Genomic DNA, 20,705 nt, shown 5'->3' with positions numbered 1-20,705 from the left:
GCTGTGAAGTTCTGTCGGGGAACGGTCGGGTTTCCTGATCGGCCCTTGTCCGGCTCCCTGCCCTGACGTACCCACGATTCCATGAACCTTTTCGGCCGCAACTCCTTCCACCGGCGCGCACAGCAGTCCGCCGCGCCCGTGGCGACCGCCGTCCCGGCGGCCGGTGCCACCGCCACCGCTGTTCTGCCCGATCCCGAGCTGGCGGGCCTCACCGGCGAGTGGCTGATCGATCCCGCGCACAGCAGGATCGGGTTCTCCGTGCGGCACGCGATGGTGACGACGGTGCGGGGCGCGTTCACCGAGTACGAGAGCCGTCTGTACTTCGACGGCCGTGAGCCGACCCGCTCCCGGGCCGACATCGTGCTGTACACGGCCAGCGTCGACACGGGTGTCGAGCAGCGCGACGCGCATGTGATCGGGCGGCAGTTCCTGGACGCCGGGGCGCATCCCCGGATGACCTTCACGAGCACGTCCGTGCAGCTGGCGGGACAGGACGTCTACCGCATGACCGGCGACCTCACGATCAAGGACACCACCCGCCCGGTCGACCTGGAGCTCACCTACATCGGCCACGTGATCGACGCGTTCGGTGACGAGCGGGTCGGCTTCGACGGCACCACCACCATCAACCGCTCCGACTGGGGGCTGACCTACGACGCGCGGCTGGCGCAGGGCGGGGCCATGGTGAGCGAGAAGGTCCGCCTCCAGTTCGACATCGCCGCCATCCGGGCCACGTGAGGCCGTGAGCCTCTTCCGGCCCGGGCCTCCCGGCCGACAGCCCGGGCCTCCTAGCCGGCGGCGTGCTCCAGCCGCTCCTTGAGCAGCCGCTCGTTCTCCGGGAGTTCCCTGCGGACCTGGGGGCGTACGACGAGAGGGATCAGCACCCTGCCGACGCCGTGGCCCTCGAAGTCCAGGTCCATGGTCACGCGGGTACGGCCGTCGGGGAGCGGGACGACCTCGCCGTGGACCCGGCCCCGGACCGGACCGTCGATGCCCTGCATGCTCCACGAGCGCGGCGGTTCGAACTCGGTGACCCGCATGGTCAGCGGGACGTCGCGGCGGCCGACGTGACGGGTGATCCGGAGCCGGGACCCGAGTCCGAAGGGGCTGTCGTCGAGCTGCTCGACGGACACCGCGCTCTTCTGCCACTCCGGCAGGTGGGACGGGTCGCTGAGGTACGCCCACACTTCACCGGCACTCCGGTCGACGTCGAACTCTTCATGGAAGGCGGACATCCCGGCCTCCTTTCCGGAAGAGGGCTCCTCTCCAGATCGTCCCACCCGAACGGCCGTACGACCACGTCGACGGGCCCCCGCCCTGCGCACAGGACGGGGGCCCGGAAGCCGTACGACACAAGGCTCACGCGGAGCCGGACGCGTGACTCACGCGGAGCCGACGAAGAGCACCAGCAGGAGCCAGACCACCGGGGCCGTCGGGAGGAGCGAGTCGAGGCGGTCCATGATGCCTCCGTGGCCGGGCAGCAAGGTGCCCATGTCCTTGATCCCCAGGTCACGCTTGATCATGGATTCCCCGAGGTCGCCCAGCGTGGCGCTGGCGGCCACCGCGAGGCCCAGCAGCAGCCCCTGCCACCAGGTGCCGTCGTCGATCAGGAACTGCATGCACAGCGCGCCCGCGACCATTGCGAACAGCACCGCGCCCACCAGGCCCTCGCGGGTCTTGCCCGGGCTGATGCGCGGGGCCAGCTTGTGCTTGCCGAACCGCCAGCCGACCGCGTAGGCACCGGTGTCGCTGACCACCGTCAGGAGGAGGAAGGTGAGGACCCGCCAGGGGCCGTCGGACGCGGTCAGCATCATCGCCACGAACGTGGCCAGGAACGGCACGTAGAACGCCGCGAACACGCCCGCCGTGACGTCCTTGAGATAGCCCTCCGGCGACTCCGTCATGCGCCAGACCAGGGCGGCCAGTGCGGTCAGCGCCATGGCGACCCAGGCGCCCTCGGCGCCGCGGACGTACCCGGCGACCACCATCGCCGCGCCGCCCACCGCGAGCGGCACCAGCGGCGCCTTGATGTCCTTGCGCTCCCGCAGCCTGCTGGTCAGCTCCCACAGGCCGACGACGACCGCGACCGCGATCACCCCGACGAAGACGGCCTTCTGGACGAACAGGGAGGCGACGATCACCACACCGAGCCCGACCCCGACGCCTATGGCCGCGCTCAGGTCACGGCCCGCGCTCTTCTTCTGCGGCGCTGGGGCCGGCTGGTGGGCGTCGGGCATGGGCTCCGGATTCTGGTTCTCGGCCGGGAGGCTGCGGGCCTGCGGGGGCTCGGGGCGGAACTCGTGGTGGAATTCCTGGAACAAGGGGCCGCTCCGGCGAGCGGTCCCCCGGTCGCCGTCCTGGGCCCCGCCGTACGCATCTGCGCCGTACGCGGGGTCCTCGGGCACGATGGGCATGGGGCGGGTCTGCTGCGCCTCAGGCGCATCGTACGCGGGACCTGCCGGGCCGGCCGGGACAGGCTGGGCCGGCCCGCCCTCGGCGGGTCCCCAGTACCCGGCCTGGCCCGCCGCGGGCGGCGCCCCCCAGGAAGAGTCGCTCATCAGACTTCGAGCAGCTCCGCTTCCTTGTGCTTCAGGAGCTCGTCCACCTGGGCGACGTACTTCGCCGTGGTGTCGTCCAGCTCCTTCTCCGCACGGCGGCCCTCGTCCTCGCCGACCTCGCCGTCCTTGATCAGCTTGTCGATCGCGTCCTTGGCCTTGCGGCGCACGGACCGGATGGAGACCTTCGCGTCCTCACCCTTGCCCTTGGCGACCTTGATGTACTCGCGGCGGCGCTCCTCGGTCAGCTCGGGGAACACCACACGGATGATGTTGCCGTCGTTGCTGGGGTTGACGCCCAGGTCGGAGTCGCGGATCGCCTGCTCGATGTTGCGCAGCGCGCTCTTGTCGAACGGGGTCACGACAGCCATGCGCGGCTCCGGCACGGAGAACGAGGCCAGCTGGTTGATCGGCGTCGGGGCACCGTAGTAGTCGGCCACGATCTTGTTGAACATCGCCGGGTGCGCACGGCCGGTACGGATCGCGGCGAAGTCCTCCTTGGCGACCACGACGGCCTTCTCCATCTTCTCCTCGGCCTCGAGGAGGGTCTCTTCGATCACCACTTGCTCCTGCGTGTCTTGAGTAAGGCCCGGCTGCGGTTCCTTAGGCGGGCGGCGGCCGGCTGCGTCGCGTCTTCTTCCTGCACGGTTCCCGACCGGCAGGACATTGTCCATCCCCCGGCCAGGGTCAGGCCCCCTCAGGGGGTCGCGCACCACCGGCCGGGTTGATGCCGGGTCAGTCCCGGCTGCCCTGGTCACCCACCAGCGTGCCGATCTTCTCACCCTTGACGGCACGGGCGATATTGCCCTCCGCGAGGAGCTCGAAGACGAGGATCGGGAGCTTGTTGTCGCGGCACAGCGTGATGGCGGTGGCGTCGGCGACCTTGAGGTCGCGGGTGATGACCTCGCCGTAGCCGAGGGCGTCGAACTTGACGGCGTCCGGGTTGGTCTTGGGGTCGGAGTCGTAGACCCCGTCCACGCCGTTCTTGCCCATGAGCAGCGCCTCGGCGTCGATCTCCAGGGCGCGCTGGGCGGCGGTGGTGTCGGTGGAGAAGTACGGCATGCCCATTCCGGCGCCGAAGATGACCACGCGGCCCTTCTCCAGGTGGCGCACGGCGCGCAGCGGGATGTACGGCTCGGCGACCTGGCCCATGGTGATGGCGGTCTGCACCCGGCTGTCGATGCCCTCCTTCTCCAGGAAGTCCTGGAGGGCGAGGCAGTTCATCACGGTGCCGAGCATGCCCATGTAGTCGGAGCGGGCGCGGTCCATGCCGCGCTGCTGGAGTTCGGCGCCGCGGAAGAAGTTGCCGCCGCCGATGACGACCGCGACCTGCGCGCCGTCGCGGACGACGGCCGCGATCTCCCGGGCGATCTTGTGCACCACGTCCGGGTCCACGCCCAGGCCCCCGCCGCCGGAGAACGCCTCTCCGGACAGCTTCAGCAGAAACCGGCCGTGTACTTTGCCGTCGTCGCTCTTCTGGGCCTTGGTGGTCATGGGAGATCCCGCCTCTTTCACGTGTTGCACATACGAAGAAGGCCATTGCCGGTGGGGTCGCTTTTCGCTCCCATACGCGGCAATGGCCTCCTCGTCAGATCTGCTGCCGTCCGCCCCACCCCGGGGTGTGGCGGTGTGCGCGGACGACTGCTGTCGACCCTACCGAGAATGTCCCGCGGGTCGCGCGTCGATCGCGGAACGGACTCAGATGCCGACCTTGATGCGCGAGAAGCGCTTCAGGGTGACACCGGCCTCGTCCAGCACCTTCTGGACCGACTTCTTGTTGTCGAGCGCGTACGGCTGGCCGAGCAGCGTGGCGTCCTTGAAGAAGCCGTTGAGACGACCCTCGACGATCTTGGCGATCGCGGCCTCGGGCTTGCCCTCGGCGCGGGTGGTCTCCTCGGCGATGCGGCGCTCGGACTCGACGACGTCGGCCGGCACGTCCTCCTTGGAGAGGTACTTCGGCGCGAAGGCGGCGATGTGCTGGGCGACGCCCTTGGCAACCTCGGCGTTCGGCTTGTCGAGCTCGACCAGGACACCGATCTGCGGGGGCAGGTCGGGCATGGTGCGGTGCATGTAGGCGAGCACGTAGCCATCGGCGAACTGCGCGAAGCGGTCCAGGACGATCTTCTCGCCGAGGTTGGCGTTGGCCTCGTCCACGAACGCCTGGACGGTCTTGCCGGGCTCGATCTCGGAGGCGAGCAGGGCCTCGATGTCGGCCGGCTTCGTCTTGGCGACGTGCTCGGCGATGGCCTTGGCCACGGCCTGGAACTTCTCGCCCTTGGCGACGAAGTCCGTCTCGCACTTCAGCTCGACCAGGACACCGGAGGAGTTGTCGTCGGCGATGATGGAGACCACGGCGCCGTTCTCGGCGGAGCGGCCCTCGCGCTTGGCGACGCCCTTCTGGCCCTTGATGCGCAGCGCCTCGACGGCCTTGTCGACGTTGCCCTCGGCCTCGTCCAGCGCCTTCTTGCAGTCCATCATGCCGGCGCCGGTGAGCTCACGGAGCTTCTTGACGTCGGCGGCGGTGTAGTTCGCCATGAGTCTGTGAGTCTTTCTCGAAGTCTGGAAGATCTTCAGGTCCGCACGGTTGCGTTCCACATGTAGCCGCGGAACGCGTACGTCATGCCGACCTGCGGGTGAACAGCGGGGACGGACTTCACCGCGCCGAAGGGGCTGCCGGATGCAGTGCCGCCCCCGCCGTCGAACGCTGACGGACCGGCGTCAGGCCTGCTCGCCCTCGGCGGCCTTCTCGCCCTCGGCCGGAGCGGCCTCGGCGGCGGCCTCGGCGACCGGAGCCTCGGCGACCGGAGCCTCGGCGGCCGGAGCCTCGTCCTTCTTCTCACCCTCGAGCAGGTCGCGCTCCCACTCGGCGAGCGGCTCGCCCGCGGCCTTCTCGCCCTTCTCGCCGGTGGCGACGCCGGAGCGGGCGATGAGGCCCTCGGCGACGGCGTCGGCGATCACACGGGTGAGCAGGGTGACGGAGCGGATCGCGTCGTCGTTGCCCGGGATCTTGTAGTCGACCTCGTCCGGGTCGCAGTTGGTGTCGAGGATCGCGACGACCGGGATGTTCAGCTTCCGGGCCTCACCGACGGCGATGTGCTCCTTCTTGGTGTCCACGATCCAGACGGCGCTCGGCACCTTCTGCATCTCGCGGATACCACCGAGGGTCTTCTCCAGCTTGGCCTTCTCGCGCGAGAGCACGAGAAGCTCCTTCTTGGTCAGACCGGACGCGGCGACGTCCTCGAAGTCGATCTGCTCGAGCTCCTTCAGGCGCTGCAGACGCTTGTAGACGGTCGAGAAGTTGGTGAGCATGCCGCCCAGCCAGCGCTGGTTGACGAAGGGCATGCCGACGCGGGTGGCCTGCTCGGCGATGGCCTCCTGCGCCTGCTTCTTGGTGCCGACGAACATGACCGTGCCGCCGTGGGCGACGGTCTCCTTGACGAACTCGTAGGCGCGGTCGATGTACGACAGCGACTGGAGCAGGTCGATGATGTAGATGCCGTTGCGCTCGGTGAAGATGAAGCGCTTCATCTTCGGGTTCCAGCGACGGGTCTGGTGACCGAAGTGGACGCCGCTCTCCAGCAGCTCCCGCATCGTGACGACGGCCATGGCCGTATCTCCTTGAGTTTCTCGGTTGTGCCGCGGGGGCCGGACGGCTCCCACGCCTGACGCCCGCGACGCGCCTTGCCGCGAAGGACCGAGAGGCGCTGACACCGACCGTTGAGGGCCCGGTGTCGGGGCGTGCGAAGTCGACCCGGTGACCCGGATCGCCAGAAGAAGTGTACGGGACCGCCGGGGCACCGGGTGACGCCGCTGTCCACAACCGGCGGGTTGTCCACAGTGTCCGGCCGTGATCGGCGGGCTGCGGGACGGTGGTCGCATGCGAGAAGCGATGCGATATGTCCTGGTGTCGGTGGGTCTGCTCCTCGGTCTGTCCCTGGCCGCCGTGGCGCCCTGCCCGTCCTGGGCGGACTCCCCGCCTCCGGCCCCCTCACCGCCCCCTCGGGCCCCGGTCCCGCCCCTCGCGCGCGTCTGGCCGGTAGGCGTCCGGCCCTTGGTGTTACGGGGCTGGGAGCCACCGGCGACGGTGTACGGCCCAGGCCACCGGGCGTGGACCTGGCGGCGCCGCCCGGCTCCCCGGTACGGGCGGTCGCCCCGGGCCGGGTGTCCTTCGCCGGGCGGGTGGCGGGGAGGGGGGTGGTCGCCGTGGAGCTGACGGGCACGGATCTTCGTACGACGTACGAGCCGGTGAGTGCGTTGGTACGGAAGGGGGACGAGGTGACGGCGGGCGAGACGGTGGGCACGGTGGAGGCGACGGCCTCCCACTGCGCCACCTCGTGCGTCCACTGGGGTCTGCTCCATGGAAAGACCTACCTGGACCCGCTGTCCTTGCTACCGCCGTGGCTCCTGCACAGGGGGCCGCCGAGACTGCTGCCGGTGCTGGGGGTACCGCTGCCTTCGTAGTCGGCCGGCAAGCGACCCCACACCCGCCCGGGGGAGCCGGCGTCAGCCCTTCACACCCCGCAACACCATGGCCACCGCGGCGTCCGTCACCACCGAAGGATCCTCGGCCGCACCCAGCTCGATACGACGAACCGCCGCGTCCACGACCCCCTGCAGCAACATCGCCGCCAGCCGAGGCTGCTCGTGCCCCATCTTCCCGAGCGCCTCGGCGATCATCGCGACGAGCCCGCCGTGCGCCGCCCGGATCTTCTCCCGCGCCCCGGCGTCCAGCTCACTGGCGGAGATGGCGACGACGGCCCGGTGCCGCCGGTCCCCGACCAGCGCCAGCTGCTGCCGCACATAGGCCTCGACCTTGCCCTCGGCGGACTCGGCCCGTTCCATCGCGGCGGCCACCTCCGCCGCCCACAGCGGGAAGTCGACCTCGCACAGCTCCTCGACCACGGCGGCCCGCGACCGGAAGTACTCGTACACGGACGACCGCGCCAGCCCGGTCCGCTCGGCCAGCGCGGGAAACGTCAGCGCTTCCGTCCCGCCCTCGGACAGCAACGACCGAGCCGCGTCCAGCAGGGCGGCTCGCTGCATCGACCGGTGCTCGGCCACGGAGGCCGCTCGAATCCTTGGCACGTCAACCACTTTACGGACGCCCCCACACGAACGGCAGCCACTCGCCGCCACGGCACGGACCGTGCCGCCGGCCTCAGCGCCCGAAGCTCGCCAGCTTGGCCCGCAGCTGCAGCACCGACTTGGTGTGGATCTGGCTGACCCGGCTCTCGGTGACCCCGAGGACGTTGCCGATCTCGGCGAGGGTGAGCCCCTCGTAGTAGTACAGCGTGACCACGGTCTTCTCCCGCTCGGGCAGCGTGTTGATCGCCCGCGCCAGGAAGCGGCGCAGCTCCCGGTCCTCGGCCACCTCCACCGGGTTGTCCGCGGCGGTGTCCTCCAGCGTGTCCATGAGGCTGAGCCGGTCCCCGCCCTCACTGCCGACGTGCAGCAGCTCCTCCAGCGCGACCACGTTGGCCAGCGACAACTGGCTGAACACGGCGTGGAGTTCGTCGACCTCCATGCCCAGCTCGGCGGCGACCTCGCCCTCGGTCGGGGTGCGCCGCAGCCGCGCCTCCAGGGTGGCGTAGGCCCGCTCCACGTTCCGCGCCTTCTGCCGCACCGATCGCGGGATCCAGTCCAGCGCCCGCAGTTCGTCGATCATCGCGCCGCGGATCCGGGTGATCGCGTACGTCTCGAACTTGATCTCCCGGTCGATGTCGAACTTCTCGATCGCGTCGATCAGCCCGAAGACGCCGGAGGAGACAAAGTCGGCCTGCTCGACGTTGGGCGGCAGGCCGACGCTCACCCGGCCCGCGACGTATTTCACGAGCGGCGAGTAGTGCAGGATCAGCTGCTCCCGCAGCCGGTCGTCCCCCGTCGCCTTGTACGACCGCCACAGCTCGTCGAGCGTCGAGGGAGCGGGCGGCCGCACGCTGCCACCGTCGCGGGCGGCTGGGGGGATAGCCGCCCGGTCGGACCCGGAGGTGTGCTGGGGCATTCGTCGCCTTGTGCCGTTCTGCCGTGAAGTGCTGTGAAGCGCTGCGAACTGGGAGGGGATGGGGGTCGTGGGCCGATGTGGGCTGCCTGGGTGAGCTGTCGGTCTGGTGTCGAGTTGACGCGATCTGCGTCGGCGTCCTCGTGAGCGTAGCGTGACTGAGGTGTCGCGGTGTGCGAACAGCGAGGCTCCACCCGTGCGCGGGGCGCTCCGGCCGGCGTCGCGCGCGGGTCCCGCGGCTCGCTCTGTGTGACCGGCCGGAGCGTCAACTCCGGGAAACCTCAAGGGCGTCGGTGGTTCCCCCGGACGGCCGAACACGCTCGGTCAGCACGGACCGCGGCCGGTGCGGACCGACATCACCGCCTGGCGTGTCAACTTCCAGCCATCGCCATGTCGTTCGACGTATCCAAGTGCTCGTAGTTCGTACAGTCTCGCGATCGCCTCGTCCCGGGTGGTCGGCGTGCCGAGCGCGATCTCCTCGACGGTGGCCGCGCGGCTGCCCGGCAGGGCGGCGAGAACGGCCCGGGCGGAGGGTTGCAGCAGGTCACGCGGGAGGACGGGACCCTTGCGGGGTGGGGCCAGCTCACCCATGTCACCCACGAGTTCGACGACTTCCGCGGCGTCGGTGACCAGAGCGGCCTCTCCGCGCAGCAGTTCGTGCACGCCGGCGGAGAGCGCGCTGGTGACGGGACCGGGTACGCCCATGGTGAACCGTCCGAGGCGTCCCGCCGCCCGCGCGGTGGCCAGCGAGCCACTGCGGCAGGCGGCCTCCACGACGACGGTGCCCCTGGTCAGGGCGGCGATGACACGGTTGCGCAGGATGAACCGGCTGGGTGTCGGATGGTCGCCCGGGGGCAGCTCGCCCACGACCAGTCCCTGTTCCGCGATCCGGCTGATCAGAGCGGCGTGGCCGCGCGGGTACGGCCGGTCGACGCCGCAGGCCAGGACGGCGACGGTGGCTCCGCGGGCGGCGAGTGCGCCTCGGTGGGCGGCGCCGTCGATGCCGTACGCGCCGCCCGACACCACCACCCAGCCGCGCTCGGCGAGGCCGCCGGCGAGGGTGGCGGCGACGTGGGTGCCGTACTCGGTGCAGGCCCGCGCGCCCACCACGGCGACGGACCGCAGCGCCCACATCCGCAGGCTGGGCCGCCCGCGCACCCACAGCCCCAGCGGCCGGGCATCCCCGAGATCGTCGAGCTGCCCGGGCCACTCGGCATCCCCGGGCCCCACGAACCGCGCCCCGGCCCCGGCGGCCACCGCGAGATCCCGCTCCGGCTCGGCCCGCCGGGCCCGCGCGACCAGTCCGGCCCACCGCGTCTCGCTCACCCCCGGCAAGGCCGGCGCGCCCTCCCGCAGCCGCCGCACCACCTCCCCCACCCCGAACTCCCGAACCCACCGCCCGCCGGCCTCGTCCCCCGGCTCGATCACCCGGCAGAGAAGGACCCGCCCGAGCGGCTCGTCTCCGGGGTCCTCGCCCGTGCTCATGTCAGCGCCCCGATGGCCATCGGCACCCCGCGCGGCACTCCGGTGCGCAGGTGCAGGGCCAGGGCGACGTCGGTGGCGTCCGGGCGGTCGTGTCCGACGAGGTCGGCGACCGTCCAGGCGACGCGCAGGACCCGGTCGATGCCGCGGGCGGTGAGCAGACCCCGCTCCAGGTTGCGCTCGGCCTCGTCCATCGCGCCGGCGACGGGCTGGTAGCGGCTGCGCAGTTCGCGGCCCGGCACCTCGCTGTTGGTGCGCCAGGGCATCCCGGCGAGGCGGGCCGCCGTGCGCTCGCGGGCCTGCCGTACCCGCTCGGCCACGATCGCCGTGGACTCGCCCCGGGCGCCCGGTTCGACGAGCTGGGCCCGGGTGACCGGATCGACCTCGACGCGCAGGTCCACCCGGTCCAGCAGCGGGCCGGAGAGCCGGGACTGGTAGCGGCGGATCGCCGACGGCGGGCACTCGCACAGGGAGTCGCGTTGCGAGAAGCGTCCGCAGGGGCAGGGGTTGGCCGCCAGCACCATGAGGAAGCGGGCCGGGAAGCGGACGACGCCCGCGCTGCGTGCGATCACGACGTGGCCCGACTCCAGCGGCTGTCGCAGGGCGTCCAGGGTCTGGCTGTGGAACTCGGGCGCCTCGTCCAGGAACAGCACGCCGCGATGGGCGAGGGAGACCGCCCCGGGCCGTGCGATGCCGGGGCCTCCGCCGACGAGGGACTGCATCGTGGCCGAGTGGTGCGGGGCGCAGTAGGGAGCCACGTCGATGAGCGGCTTGCCGGGCGGCAGCAGCCCGGCCACCGAGTGCACCGCCGTAAGCTCCAGCGACTCCTCCCTGGTGAGCCGGGGAAGGACGGCGGGCAGCCGCTCGGCGAGCATGGTCTTGCCCGCACCGGGCGGACCCTCGAGGAACAGGTGGTGCCCGCCGGCGGCGGCCACCTCCACGGCCGTACGGGCCGAGGTCTGGCCCACGACGTCCGCCAGGTCGTGATCGTGTTCGTGCTGGGCGGCGCCGACACTGTGCATGCCGGTGGCCGCGCCCGTGCCCGGCACGCGCAGACCGGCCAGGAGGGGGTCGGGACGGCCCTGCTCGTCCGGTTCCTCCTCCGGGACGGGCTCCTCGGTGAGCACCGCGACGAGCTGCCGCAGACTGCGGACGCCGAGCACGGAGACGCCGGGGACCAGCGAGGCCTCGGCGGCCGCGCACTCGGGTACGACCACTTGCTCGTAGCCGGCGTCGGCCGCGGCGAGCACGGCCGGCAGGATCCCGCGGACCGGTCGGACCCGGCCGTCCAGGCCCAGCTCGCCGATCATGACGATGTCCGCGAGGACCCGCGGATCGATCCGCTCGGCGGCGCCGAGCACCGCGCAGGCGACGGCCAGGTCGAAGCCGGACCCGGCTTTGGGCACCGAGGCCGGGCTGAGTCCGACGGTGAGCTTCTTCTGCGGCCACTCGCCGCCCGAGTTCACCACCGCCGCCCGGACCCGGTCCCTGCTCTCCGTCAGGCTCTTGTCCGGGAGGCCGACGAGGGTGAAGGCGGCGACTCCCGGTTCCAGGTCGGCCTGGACCTCGACCACCACTCCCTCGACGCCGACCAGGGCCACCGAGCAGGTGCGGGCGAATCCCATTCAGGCCACCCCCCGCGCGTGCTCGACGGACGGGGCGCCGCGGTGGGGCAGCAGGACGCCGATCAGGTCGATGCGGACGCCGCCCGGTGGTGCGCCTCCGTGGGCGTGGAGCCAGTGCTCGGCCAGCTCGCGCAGCCGGGCCGCCTTCTCGGGGGTCACCGCGGCCATCGGGTGTTCGTAGCCGCCGCCCCTGCGGGTCTTCACCTCGCAGACGACGAGCGCGTCACCGTCGCGCGCGATGATGTCGATCTCGCCGGAACGGCCGCAGCGCCAGTTGCGCTCCAGGATCGTCATTCCGGCCTCGGCGAGCCGCCGGGCGGCCAGGTCCTCGCCGTACTTGCCGAGGGCTTCTCGTGCGTTCATGTCGGCACCACCTCCGGCGCCAACCGTCACGCATCCCGTCACCAGTTGTTGATCTCGGTGGACAACTCGGCGGTTGTGGAAAACCCCGTCACCCGCCCGGCAGCTCCAGGTCGCTCTTGTTCAGCTCCTCGATGTTCACGTCCTTGAACGTGAGCACCCGTACCTGCTTCACGAAGCGCGCCGGCCGGTACATGTCCCACACCCAGGCATCGGCCATCGACACCTCGAAGAACACCTCGCCCTGCACCGAGTGCACCTGCATCTCGTAGTCGTTGGTGAGGTAGAAACGGCGCTCGGTCTCGATCACGTATTTGAACAGACCGACGACATCTCGGTACTCCCGGTAGAGCTTCAGCTCCATCTCGGTCTCGTACTTCTCGAGGTCCTCGGCGCTCATGGCATGTTCCCCTTCAGCCGTGCGATCCCCCCATTGTGCGCCAGTCCGACGGACCCTCAGACGATTTCCGTATCGAGGGTCACAGGACTGGGCGGGGGACCTTCGTCGAGCAGCCTGCGCAGCAGCTCGGCGAGTCTGGTCGGATACACCGTCTCATGTGCCCGGGTCAGTTCCTGACACGTCCACCAACGCGCCCCGGCGACACTGCGCCGCTCCAGCTCCGTCAGCCCCTGCGCCGCGGTGGCCGTCTGCGTCGTACGGGCCAGGTAGTACCACTCGTCCTGGTCCCAGCGGCGGCCCGCGAACGGGAAGGAGCACATGCGGCGCCACAGCACCGGGCCGAGTTCGACGTCGGTGATGCCGGTCTCCTCGGCGAGTTCCCTGAGCGCGGCCTCCTCGCGCGTCTCGGCGCCCTCCAGGCCGCCGCCGGGGGTGAACCACCAGTCGTCGGCCGGATCGTCCGGCTCATGACCGTGCAGGAGCAGGATGCGGTCCTCCGGGTCGAGGAGGACCACCCGGGCCACCTTGCGCAGCCCGCCCTCGTAGGAGTCCTCCCCGGTCCGCGTGGTCTCAGCGGACACCGGCCGCCTCCGGGCGGGCGCCGGCGCGCCTGCGGCCCACGCGCTTGGCGATCGGGCCGTAGGCGCCGCCGGCCAGCACCAGGACGGCGCCGGCGACGATCAGCAGCTCGATCGTGGGCAGCGGTCCGGGCTGGGAGAGCGCGCCGAGGGTCTCGAAGCCGGTGGGGCGCTTCAGCGGGCCCTTCCAGGGCCAGATGACCGCGTCCACGCGGGCGGTCACGGCGTCGCGGGAGACCGTGCCCTTGGCCGCGTCGGTGAGGTGGGCCGTGGAGTCCAGGGAGCCCTGGCGCTCGTCACCGAGCAGGAACAGACGTCCCTTGGGAACGGTCACCGTCGGGAAGTTCTTGATCTCGGCCAGGCTGCCCTTGGGCAGATAGGGCTCGTCGATCTGCTTGCCGTCGACGGTCAGCTTGCCGTTCGTGCAGCAGGAGACGGTGTCGCCGCCGACGGCGACCACGCGCTTGACCACCTTGGCGCCCGTGACCCAGCTCTTGTCCTCGAAGACGACGACGTCGCCGCGCTTCAACTCGCTGCCGTCGACCTTCTGCGCCAGCACCCGGTCACCGGCGTCGATCGTGGGCGTCATGGAGGTGGTGGGTACGGTGTACGGCCGGTAGCTCACCGCCGCCCAGGCGAATCCGCCGAGGAACAGCACCAGACCCAGTGCCACGGCCACCGAGGACAGCCGCTCTCCGAGCCGGCTGCCGCCGGGCTGTGCCGTGCCTGTCCCGCCGCTGCGCGGGGCCGTACGCGTCGTGCTCTCGCCACCCATGGACCCGCACCCTACCCGGCAGTACCGGGCAGGGGCAGCCCCTGTTCCGCGACCGCCGCCGGAGCGAGGGCAAAGATCCGGCAGGCGCCGGACTCACCGGTTCCGGTGTCGCCTCGGCCCGGTCGGACCCGTACGAGGGCGCAGCGGCTCCGGATCGCCGCCGCTGCCGTCCTCGACGTGGACGTGACGGTCCGGGGCGTGCGGGACCGCACGCGCGTCACCGGAGCGGGCGCGCAGGCGGTCCGCCGTCCACCCACCGGGGAGCGCAGGGGCCTCTCCGGTCACCGGCTGCCCGCGGCCGTCTTCCCCTCGGTCCTGGACTCCAGCCGGTCCGCGCGCCGGCGCCGCCACACGGCCAGCGGCAGCACCGCGGCGACGGCCACGCCCTGCGGGGCCACCGTGAGGGCGGCGGACTGCGCGGGCTGCTCGTTGATGCCCGGCTGGTCGAAGGTGTCCGGGATCGGCAGGGTGCCCCAGCGGTTGATCGGCCAGGCCTTGACGATCGCGCGGCCCACGACGTCGTCGACCGGGACCATGCCGTGGTTCTTGTCGGACTGGTTGTAGCGCGAGTCGCGGGAGTTCTGGCGGTGGTCGCCCATCACCCAGATGTAGCCCTTGGGGACCGTCACCTTGAACTGGCCGCCCAGCTCGTCGTCGGTGCACGGGGTGTTGCCGGGGTAGACGTACGGCTCGTTCAGGGCGTGGCCGTTGACCAGCAGCGGGCCGGTGTTCTTGCACTCGACCGTGTCCCCGCCGACGCCGATCACGCGCTTGATGAGGTCCTTCTCGTTGGCGGACGGCATCAGGCCGATCCAGCTGAGGACCTTCTGCACGGCGTTCGGGCTCGCCGCCGGTTCGCCCGCCAGCCAGTCGTCCGGGTCGTGGAAGACCACGACCTCGCCGCGCTCGGGCTGGGAGCCGAACCACGGGGTGAGCTTGTCGACCAGGACGCGGTCACCCACCTGGAGGGTGTCCTGCATCGAGGCGGACGGGATCGAGAACGCCTGCACCAGGAACGTCTTGATCAACAGCGCGAGGACGAGCGCGATGACGACGAGGATCGGCAGCTCCTTCCAGAAGGAGCGCGGCTTCCTCGGCCGGTCCGCGGCCTCGCCCGCACCTGCGCCCGCGGCCCTCGGCCGCTGCCCGTCGTCCGGTCCGCCCTCGTCGCCCGCCGCGTCATTCCCGGAGATCATGGCGCCGTCCGGCACGGGGGCGTTCGCTTCCACGGGGTGCCCGCGGTGCTCCTCGCCGTCGTGCCCCGACCGTGCGCCAACCGCCACATCCCCCACGCCAACTCCTAACTCTGTGCCGCCGCCTGCCCCACATACGACGCAGGCCCACCACTCCCATAACGAGCGGGAGTTCCGCAGGGGTCGGGAGCTGGGTCGTTCCGTTCGGATTCTCGGAGGCAACCCTATGCGACAGCGGGGTACCGGCGGTCGCACCCGACGGGGAGTCGGCGACGCTTGCGAAGGTTTTAGGTTCCTGGAGGCGTGTCCAGTGGCCGATCGGCCAGCCGATGGCGACGGCCCGGCCGACCACGGATTTCTCGGACACCGTTCCGCCGTACGGGGTGTTCTGGTGGAAACGGGAGTCCGCGGAGTTGCCGCGATGGTCGCCCATGACCCACAGCCGGCCCTTGGGGACGGTGATGTCGAAGGGCTGGGCGGACGGCTGGTCACCCGGATAGATGTAATCCCCTTCGGTGAGCGGTACGCCGTTGACGGTGACCCGGCCCTGCTGGTCGCAGCACTTGACGTGGTCGCCGCCGACCCCGATGACCCGCTTGATCAGGTCCTTCTCGTTGTCGGAGGGCAGCAGGCCGATGAAGGTGAGGCCTTCCTTGAGCTGCTTGACGACGACCGGGTCGTGCTTCTTGGCCGTCTGCTCGTCGGCCAGCCAGCCGCCCGGGTCGTGGAAGACGACGACGTCCCCGCGCTGCGGCTTGGAGCCGAACCACGGGGTGAGCTTGTCGACCAGGACGCGGTCGCCGATGCGGATGGTCTGTTCCATCGAGCCGGACGGGATCACGAACGCCTGGACGAGGAAGGTCTTCAGGACGAGCGCTATGAGGACGGCGACACCGACCAGAAGAGGGATCTCCCGAACGGCTGAACGCCGGCGCTTGCGTTTGACCTTGCGCTGGAGTTTGCGTCGCTCCGCGCGCGTGCGGCCGCCGCCGGGCGCGGAGGTGCGGCGCGATCCGGTGGGCAGCAGGTTGTCGGCGGGGCTGCCGGGCACCCCGCGCGGTTTGCCGCGGTTACCCATGCGCGCCGTCCGGCGCGGGCACGCGCACGTAGGCGGAGGGCCGCGTCAGGTGCGTCCAATGGTCGGACGGCCACAGGATCCAGTCGGCGCGGCCGATGACCTCGCCGACCGGGATCATGCCGCCGCCGGGCGAGCCGAGGTGGTCGCGGGAGTCGCTGGAGTCGCTGCGGTGGTCGCCGAGGACGAACAGGCGGCCGGCGGGCACGACGACGTCGAAGGGCACGCTGGAGGCGCTGTCCCCGGGATAGAGGAACGCCGACTCGTCGACGGCGCGGCCGTTCACCTCGATCCTCCCCTGCCTGTCGCAGCAGACCACATGGTCTCCCCCCACACCGACAACGCGCTTGATGTAGTCGGCGTCCCCGAAATACCCCGTGCCGTCGAACACGATCACGTCGCCGCGGCGCGGCTGGGCACCGAAACGGTACGCCAACTTATTTACGAGAACGCGGTCCCCGATCCTCAAGCCCTGTTCCATGGATCCGCTCGGAATCTGGAACGGTTGCACCACGAAAGCGTTGAGGACGAGCAAAAACGCCAGGCAGAGGAGGAGCGTGAGGGTGATCCGGCCGCCCGGCAGCCAGTCGGCGATCCGCGCAGCCAACGCGAAACGCGACCGTCCCTCCGGTCCCGGGGAATCCGGGTGGGAGGAGCGGTCGCGTTCCGTCGGCTGTGCTTCGGTGTCCATCGGGGCGAGATGCTATCCCGCCCCGCTATGGGCTCCGGCGAGTGCTCAGCTCTCGCGCTTCTCCTTGATCTTCGCGGCCTTGCCGCGCAGGTCACGGAGGTAGTACAGCTTGGCGCGACGCACGTCACCGCGGGTGACCAGCTCGATCTTCTCGACGATCGGGGTGTGCACCGGGAAGGTGCGCTCGACGCCGACGGAGAACGAGACCTTGCGGACCGTGAAGGTCTCGCGGACACCGGAGCCCTGACGGCGGATCACAACGCCCTTGAACTGCTGCACACGGGAGCGGTTGCCCTCGATGACGCGGACGTGGACGTTGACGGTGTCACCCGGGCGGAAGGCCGGGATGTCGCTGCGCAGCGACGCGGCGTCGACGGAGTCGAGCAGGTGAGACATTTCGTCTGCTTTCTTCGCTGATGCCACAGGTCATCAACGGAAACTAGGTGTTTGCACGAAGCCGTGTGCGGGTCGGGGCGGGCGTCGTGTCCCCCTGTGGCAGGGGCGCACACCGGACGGGCGCACAACAGCGGTCTATTGTTCCACGCCGTCGGCCCGCCGCCAAAATCGGCCGTACGGCTCGCCGGTCGGATCCGGCTCCCAGCCCAGGATGGAGAGCATCTCGCGGTCCTTCTTGTCGAAGGCCTTGGGGTCGCAGCGCTCGATCAGATCGGGCCGGTGGGCGGTCGTGCGCCTGAGGGCTTCGTCGCGGCGCCAGCGGGCGATCTTGCCGTGGTGGCCGCTGAGCAGCACGTCCGGGATGTCCCGGCCGCGCCAGACGGGCGGCTTGGTGTAGACGGGGCCTTCCAGGAGGCTCGCCATCGCGCCGGGCGCGAAGGAGTCGTCGCGGTGGGACTCGGCGTTGCCGAGGACGCCGGGCAGCAGCCGCGCCACGGCCTCCGTGATGACCAGTACGGCCGCCTCGCCGCCGGCCAGCACGTAGTCGCCGATGGAGACCTCGTAGACGGGCACGCGCGTGGCGTACTCGTCCATGACGCGCCGGTCGATGCCCTCGTAGCGGGCCGGCGTGAAGATCAGCCAGGGGCGCTCGGAGAGCTCCACGGCGAGTTCCTGGGTGAAGGGGCGGCCGCTGGGGGTGGGCACGATCAGCGCGGGGGCCGTGGCGCCCGTCTCGTAGCCGTCGGCGAGGATCGTGTCCAGGGCGTCGCCCCAGGGCTCGGTCTTCATGACCATGCCGGGGCCGCCGCCGTACGGCGTGTCGTCGACGGTGTTGTGGCGGTCGTACGTCCACGAGCGCAGATCGTGCACCCGGACATCGAGCTGCCCACGTGCGCGTGCCTTGCCGACGAGGGAGACGTTCAGCGGGTCCAGGTACTCGGGGAAGATCGTGACGACGTCGAGGCGCATTACGACTCTTCCCCGGTGTCGCCGGAGTCTTCCCCGGTGTCGCGGGAGGACGCGATCTCGGCGCGGTCGTCGATCAGACCCGGCGGCGGGGCGATGACCGCCTTCTGCTCCTCCAGGTCGATCTCGGTGACGATCTCCTCGACGAACGGGATCATCACCTCGGTCCCGTCCGGGCGCTCCACGATGAACAGGTCCTGGGACGGCAGGTGCGAGATCTCGGTGATCCGGCCGACCTCCATCCCGTCCTCGGTGACCACGTCGAGATCGATGAGCTGGTGGTCGTAGTACTCGTCCTCGCCCTCGGGCAGTTCCTCCGGGTCGACCTCGGCGATCAGGAGGGTGTTGCGCAGGGCCTCGGCCGCGTTGCGGTCGGTGACGCCCTCGAAGCGCAGCAGGAGGCGGCCGCTGTGGACGCGCCCCGTCTCGATGGTCAGCGGTCCCGCGGAGGCGGGGTCCGTGCCGAGTACGGCGCCGGGCGCGAGCCTGAGTTCCGGCTCGTCGGTGCGTACCTCGACGGTGACCTCGCCCTTGATGCCATGGGCACGGCCGATCCGTGCGACTACCAGCTGCACGTGTCCAATTCTCCTGTCATCTCCTGCCGGCGTCCTGCTCATACGACTGCGGGCCGGGGACGGCCAGTGGCCCTCCCCGGCCCGAGCCGGTTGCGATGAAGCGTCAGCGGACGTGGTCCACGTCGACGAGGTCGACGCGGACACCGCGACCGCCGATGGCGCCCACGACGGTGCGCAGGGCACGCGCGGTGCGGCCGTTGCGGCCGATCACCTTGCCGAGGTCGTCCGGGTGGACCCGGACCTCGAGCACGCGCCCGCGGCGCAGGTTGCGCGAGGCGACCTGCACATCGTCAGGGTTGTCGACGATGCCCTTCACGAGGTGCTCAAGCGCCTCTTCGAGCATGCTGCTCAGGCCTCGGTCGACTCGGACTCGGCAGCCGCCTCGTCCTTCTTCTCAGCCTTCTTCTTCTGGGTGATCGCCTCACCCTTGCCCTCGTCGTCACCGCCGAGAGCCTCGAACGACGGACGGGCCGGCTTCGGCTCGGCGACGAGCAGCGGCGCGGGAGCCGGCTCGCCCTTGAACTTCTGCCAGTCGCCGGTCTTCTTCAGGATGGCGAGAACGGGCTCGGTCGGCTGGGCGCCGACACCGAGCCAGTACGCCACGCGCTCGGCGTCCACCTCGATGACCGACGGGTTGTAGGTCGGGTGGTACTTGCCGATCTCCTCGATGGCCCGGCCGTCACGGCGGGTACGGGAGTCGGCGACGACGATGCGGTAGTGAGGCGAACGGATCTTGCCCAGACGCTTCAGCTTGATCTTGACTGCCACGGGAGTGGGTTCTCCTGGATTTGACGTGGTTGGGCACGGCGAGCTGCCGCGTGGGGTTGCGGTACCCGAGTGCCCGATGGACGCGTCAGCCGGAGGAGAGAGGGGTCCTGTGCGGCTGTCGAGTACAGCTAGCCATTGTGCCATACGCAGCGGGTCGCCTTCGGCCGAGGGTGAGCCGGTCGGTCCCGGGCATGCCTGGGAGGCACCCGGCGTGGAGGTGAGGTCACGTCGGGTGCGCTGCCCGGTGCTGTGAAGTTGCCGGCCGAGGGCCGCCACCGGCACCCACGAGATGCCGGTTCCCGCGGCCCGCGTCACGCCGCTCCCGCGACCTCCGGGATTCTGAAGGGCTTGCCACAGCCGCCGCAGACGATGGGCGCCTGGGCGAGGACCGAGGGGACCACGCGGACGTTGCGGCCGCAGTCGCAGACCGCCTTGACCCGGACGCCGCCGCCGGAGGAGCCGTGCCGGGCGGCGGGGCCGCGGAAGCTGCGGGTGGTGTCCGAGGAGGTCGCCGCCGTGTGGGCCTTCAGTGCGCGCTGCAGCCGTTCGATGGTCGGGCGGTAGCGCCGCTTGGCCTCGGGGTTGAGCGTGACCAGCGAGAAACCGCTGCTCGGGTGCGGCTCCTCCGGGTGGTCGAGGCCCAGCTCCTCGGCGATCGCGAGGAAACGGCGGTTGTGGTAGCGGCCGGCGCGGGAGGTGTCGCGGATCCCACGGGCGGCGGCGATGCCGTGGACTGCCTCATGCAGCAGTCGCTCGAAGGAGAGCTCGTGTCCGCACGCGGACGACGACTCTCCGATCAGGGATTCTGGCGCGGCGAGGTCAGGCAGCTCGGGGTGGTACCGCTGAATGTCGGCCCACGCCTGCGCCAGCTCTGCGGCGAGAACAGGTGGTGTCTGTGTCGTGCTCACGTAATGACAACGAGCGGGAGCTCGAATGTGTTCCTATTCCGGGGCATCCCAAATAATTTTGCACGTACCCGTCAGTTGCCGCTGATGCGTCCGGACGAGGGCGGGTGCGCTGATCTGCGGAGAAGCCACACAGCTCGTACCAAGTTGGTGCGTAGGCCGCCGTACGACCCGGCATGTAGACCCCGATGCGAGTGGGGTCGGCCGTCGCGCAAGAGATGTTTCGGCCGCTCTCGCCGTGACGTCTCACTCCGGTCAGCGTCCGTGCCGCGCGTGACGTTACCCCGCGTGCTCCGGGCCTGCGGCACCGGCCCGTTTGCCCGGAGCGGTCACCGTACGGCCATCCAGATTGCCGGGATGTGA

24 protein-coding genes and 1 pseudogene are annotated in these 20,705 nt (G+C 70.7%); 2 read left to right on the top strand and 23 right to left on the bottom strand.

The genetic code is table 11. The features are described from left to right. Window positions 1-81: 81 nt before the first annotated feature. The gene (locus ACQPXS_RS32440) at window positions 82-738 is read left to right on the top strand and encodes a YceI family protein (protein ID WP_356305941.1); all 657 of its coding nucleotides are present in this window, start codon (window positions 82-84) and stop codon (window positions 736-738) included. A gap of 50 nt (window positions 739-788) precedes the next feature. On the opposite strand, the gene ACQPXS_RS32435 is transcribed toward ACQPXS_RS32440, so the two are convergent. From ACQPXS_RS32435 to rpsB, 6 genes are all read right to left on the bottom strand, one after another. Next, complete coding sequence (locus ACQPXS_RS32435; RefSeq protein WP_365329769.1) at window positions 789-1,235, bottom strand: SRPBCC family protein; 447 nt, start codon at window positions 1,233-1,235, stop codon at window positions 789-791. Between the two features lie 147 nt (window positions 1,236-1,382). Then, complete coding sequence (locus tag ACQPXS_RS32430; protein WP_433452874.1) at window positions 1,383-2,558, bottom strand: phosphatidate cytidylyltransferase; 1,176 nt, start codon at window positions 2,556-2,558, stop codon at window positions 1,383-1,385. After that, window positions 2,558-3,115 carry a ribosome recycling factor gene (frr, locus tag ACQPXS_RS32425; RefSeq protein ID WP_014675285.1) on the bottom strand — a complete coding sequence of 186 codons (558 nt, stop codon included), beginning with the start codon at window positions 3,113-3,115 and terminating at the stop codon, window positions 2,558-2,560. The genes ACQPXS_RS32430 and frr overlap by 1 nt, the downstream gene beginning before the upstream one ends. A gap of 175 nt (window positions 3,116-3,290) precedes the next feature. Continuing rightward, window positions 3,291-4,049: a UMP kinase gene (gene pyrH, locus ACQPXS_RS32420; protein WP_351807169.1), complete on the bottom strand. Its 759-nt coding sequence runs from the start codon at window positions 4,047-4,049 to the stop codon at window positions 3,291-3,293. 204 nt (window positions 4,050-4,253) lie between these two features. Continuing rightward, window positions 4,254-5,090, bottom strand: a complete 837-nt coding sequence (tsf, locus tag ACQPXS_RS32415; protein WP_356305934.1) for a translation elongation factor Ts — start codon at window positions 5,088-5,090, stop codon at window positions 4,254-4,256. 183 nt (window positions 5,091-5,273) lie between these two features. Beyond that, window positions 5,274-6,161, bottom strand: coding sequence for a 30S ribosomal protein S2 (gene rpsB / locus ACQPXS_RS32410; protein ID WP_351807171.1), 888 nt, complete (start codon window positions 6,159-6,161; stop codon window positions 5,274-5,276). Window positions 6,162-6,444: 283 nt separating this feature from the next. On the opposite strand from rpsB, the pseudogene ACQPXS_RS32405 reads away from it, so the two are divergent. Continuing rightward, window positions 6,445-7,016, top strand: a pseudogene (locus ACQPXS_RS32405) (murein hydrolase activator EnvC family protein). Window positions 7,017-7,058: 42 nt separating this feature from the next. Here the strand turns inward: ACQPXS_RS32405 and ACQPXS_RS32400 are convergent. The 17 genes from ACQPXS_RS32400 to ACQPXS_RS32320 form a co-directional block, all read right to left on the bottom strand. Further along, on the bottom strand, window positions 7,059-7,616 hold the full coding sequence (locus ACQPXS_RS32400) for a TetR/AcrR family transcriptional regulator (RefSeq protein ID WP_351807243.1): 558 nt from the start codon (window positions 7,614-7,616) through the stop codon (window positions 7,059-7,061). A 97-nt stretch (window positions 7,617-7,713) separates the two neighbouring features. Continuing rightward, window positions 7,714-8,556: an RNA polymerase sigma factor WhiG gene (whiG, locus tag ACQPXS_RS32395; protein WP_399174884.1), complete on the bottom strand. Its 843-nt coding sequence runs from the start codon at window positions 8,554-8,556 to the stop codon at window positions 7,714-7,716. Between the two features lie 321 nt (window positions 8,557-8,877). Then, window positions 8,878-10,038, bottom strand: coding sequence for a DNA-processing protein DprA (dprA, locus tag ACQPXS_RS32390; RefSeq protein ID WP_433452872.1), 1,161 nt, complete (start codon window positions 10,036-10,038; stop codon window positions 8,878-8,880). Further along, window positions 10,035-11,660, bottom strand: a complete 1,626-nt coding sequence (locus ACQPXS_RS32385; protein ID WP_433452870.1) for a YifB family Mg chelatase-like AAA ATPase — start codon at window positions 11,658-11,660, stop codon at window positions 10,035-10,037. The genes dprA and ACQPXS_RS32385 overlap by 4 nt, the downstream gene beginning before the upstream one ends. Then, on the bottom strand, window positions 11,661-12,023 hold the full coding sequence (locus tag ACQPXS_RS32380) for a YraN family protein (protein ID WP_351807176.1): 363 nt from the start codon (window positions 12,021-12,023) through the stop codon (window positions 11,661-11,663). Window positions 12,024-12,111: 88 nt separating this feature from the next. Beyond that, window positions 12,112-12,420, bottom strand: a complete 309-nt coding sequence (locus tag ACQPXS_RS32375; protein WP_003965949.1) for a DUF2469 domain-containing protein — start codon at window positions 12,418-12,420, stop codon at window positions 12,112-12,114. Window positions 12,421-12,476: 56 nt separating this feature from the next. Next, window positions 12,477-13,001, bottom strand: coding sequence for an NUDIX hydrolase (locus ACQPXS_RS32370; protein ID WP_433452867.1), 525 nt, complete (start codon window positions 12,999-13,001; stop codon window positions 12,477-12,479). Continuing rightward, the gene (lepB, locus tag ACQPXS_RS32365) at window positions 12,991-13,773 is read right to left on the bottom strand and encodes a signal peptidase I (protein WP_433452866.1); all 783 of its coding nucleotides are present in this window, start codon (window positions 13,771-13,773) and stop codon (window positions 12,991-12,993) included. Before lepB (ACQPXS_RS32365) ends, ACQPXS_RS32370 begins: the two co-directional genes overlap by 11 nt. Before the next feature lie 281 nt (window positions 13,774-14,054). Beyond that, entirely contained in the window at window positions 14,055-15,065 is a 1,011-nt protein-coding gene (gene lepB / locus ACQPXS_RS32360; RefSeq protein ID WP_433452863.1) for a signal peptidase I, read from the bottom strand. Beyond that, the gene (gene lepB, locus ACQPXS_RS32355) at window positions 14,953-16,044 is read right to left on the bottom strand and encodes a signal peptidase I (RefSeq protein ID WP_433452860.1); all 1,092 of its coding nucleotides are present in this window, start codon (window positions 16,042-16,044) and stop codon (window positions 14,953-14,955) included. The genes lepB (ACQPXS_RS32360) and lepB (ACQPXS_RS32355) overlap by 113 nt, the downstream gene beginning before the upstream one ends. Then, the gene (gene lepB, locus ACQPXS_RS32350) at window positions 16,037-16,732 is read right to left on the bottom strand and encodes a signal peptidase I (RefSeq protein WP_433452858.1); all 696 of its coding nucleotides are present in this window, start codon (window positions 16,730-16,732) and stop codon (window positions 16,037-16,039) included. Before lepB (ACQPXS_RS32350) ends, lepB (ACQPXS_RS32355) begins: the two co-directional genes overlap by 8 nt. Before the next feature lie 45 nt (window positions 16,733-16,777). Next, complete coding sequence (gene rplS / locus ACQPXS_RS32345) at window positions 16,778-17,128, bottom strand: 50S ribosomal protein L19 (RefSeq protein WP_055704359.1); 351 nt, start codon at window positions 17,126-17,128, stop codon at window positions 16,778-16,780. Window positions 17,129-17,263: 135 nt separating this feature from the next. Next, entirely contained in the window at window positions 17,264-18,097 is an 834-nt protein-coding gene (trmD, locus tag ACQPXS_RS32340; protein ID WP_351807181.1) for a tRNA (guanosine(37)-N1)-methyltransferase TrmD, read from the bottom strand. Further along, window positions 18,097-18,669 carry a ribosome maturation factor RimM gene (rimM, locus tag ACQPXS_RS32335; RefSeq protein WP_433452855.1) on the bottom strand — a complete coding sequence of 191 codons (573 nt, stop codon included), beginning with the start codon at window positions 18,667-18,669 and terminating at the stop codon, window positions 18,097-18,099. The genes trmD and rimM overlap by 1 nt, the downstream gene beginning before the upstream one ends. Window positions 18,670-18,772: 103 nt before the next feature. Beyond that, window positions 18,773-19,012 carry an RNA-binding protein gene (locus ACQPXS_RS32330; RefSeq protein ID WP_003973401.1) on the bottom strand — a complete coding sequence of 80 codons (240 nt, stop codon included), beginning with the start codon at window positions 19,010-19,012 and terminating at the stop codon, window positions 18,773-18,775. A gap of 5 nt (window positions 19,013-19,017) precedes the next feature. Next, window positions 19,018-19,437, bottom strand: coding sequence for a 30S ribosomal protein S16 (rpsP, locus tag ACQPXS_RS32325; RefSeq protein ID WP_030785131.1), 420 nt, complete (start codon window positions 19,435-19,437; stop codon window positions 19,018-19,020). Between the two features lie 311 nt (window positions 19,438-19,748). Then, a complete protein-coding gene (locus ACQPXS_RS32320) occupies window positions 19,749-20,345 on the bottom strand; it encodes a hypothetical protein (protein WP_055704355.1) in 597 nt (198 codons plus the stop codon). Between the last annotated feature and the right edge of the window lie 360 nt (window positions 20,346-20,705).

This window comes from Streptomyces sp. CA-142005, assembly GCF_050942335.1.
Taxonomy (GTDB): Bacteria; Actinomycetota; Actinomycetes; order Streptomycetales; family Streptomycetaceae; genus Streptomyces.
Note: the sequence above shows the minus strand (reverse complement) of the source record. Positions and strands in the feature narration are given on the sequence as shown.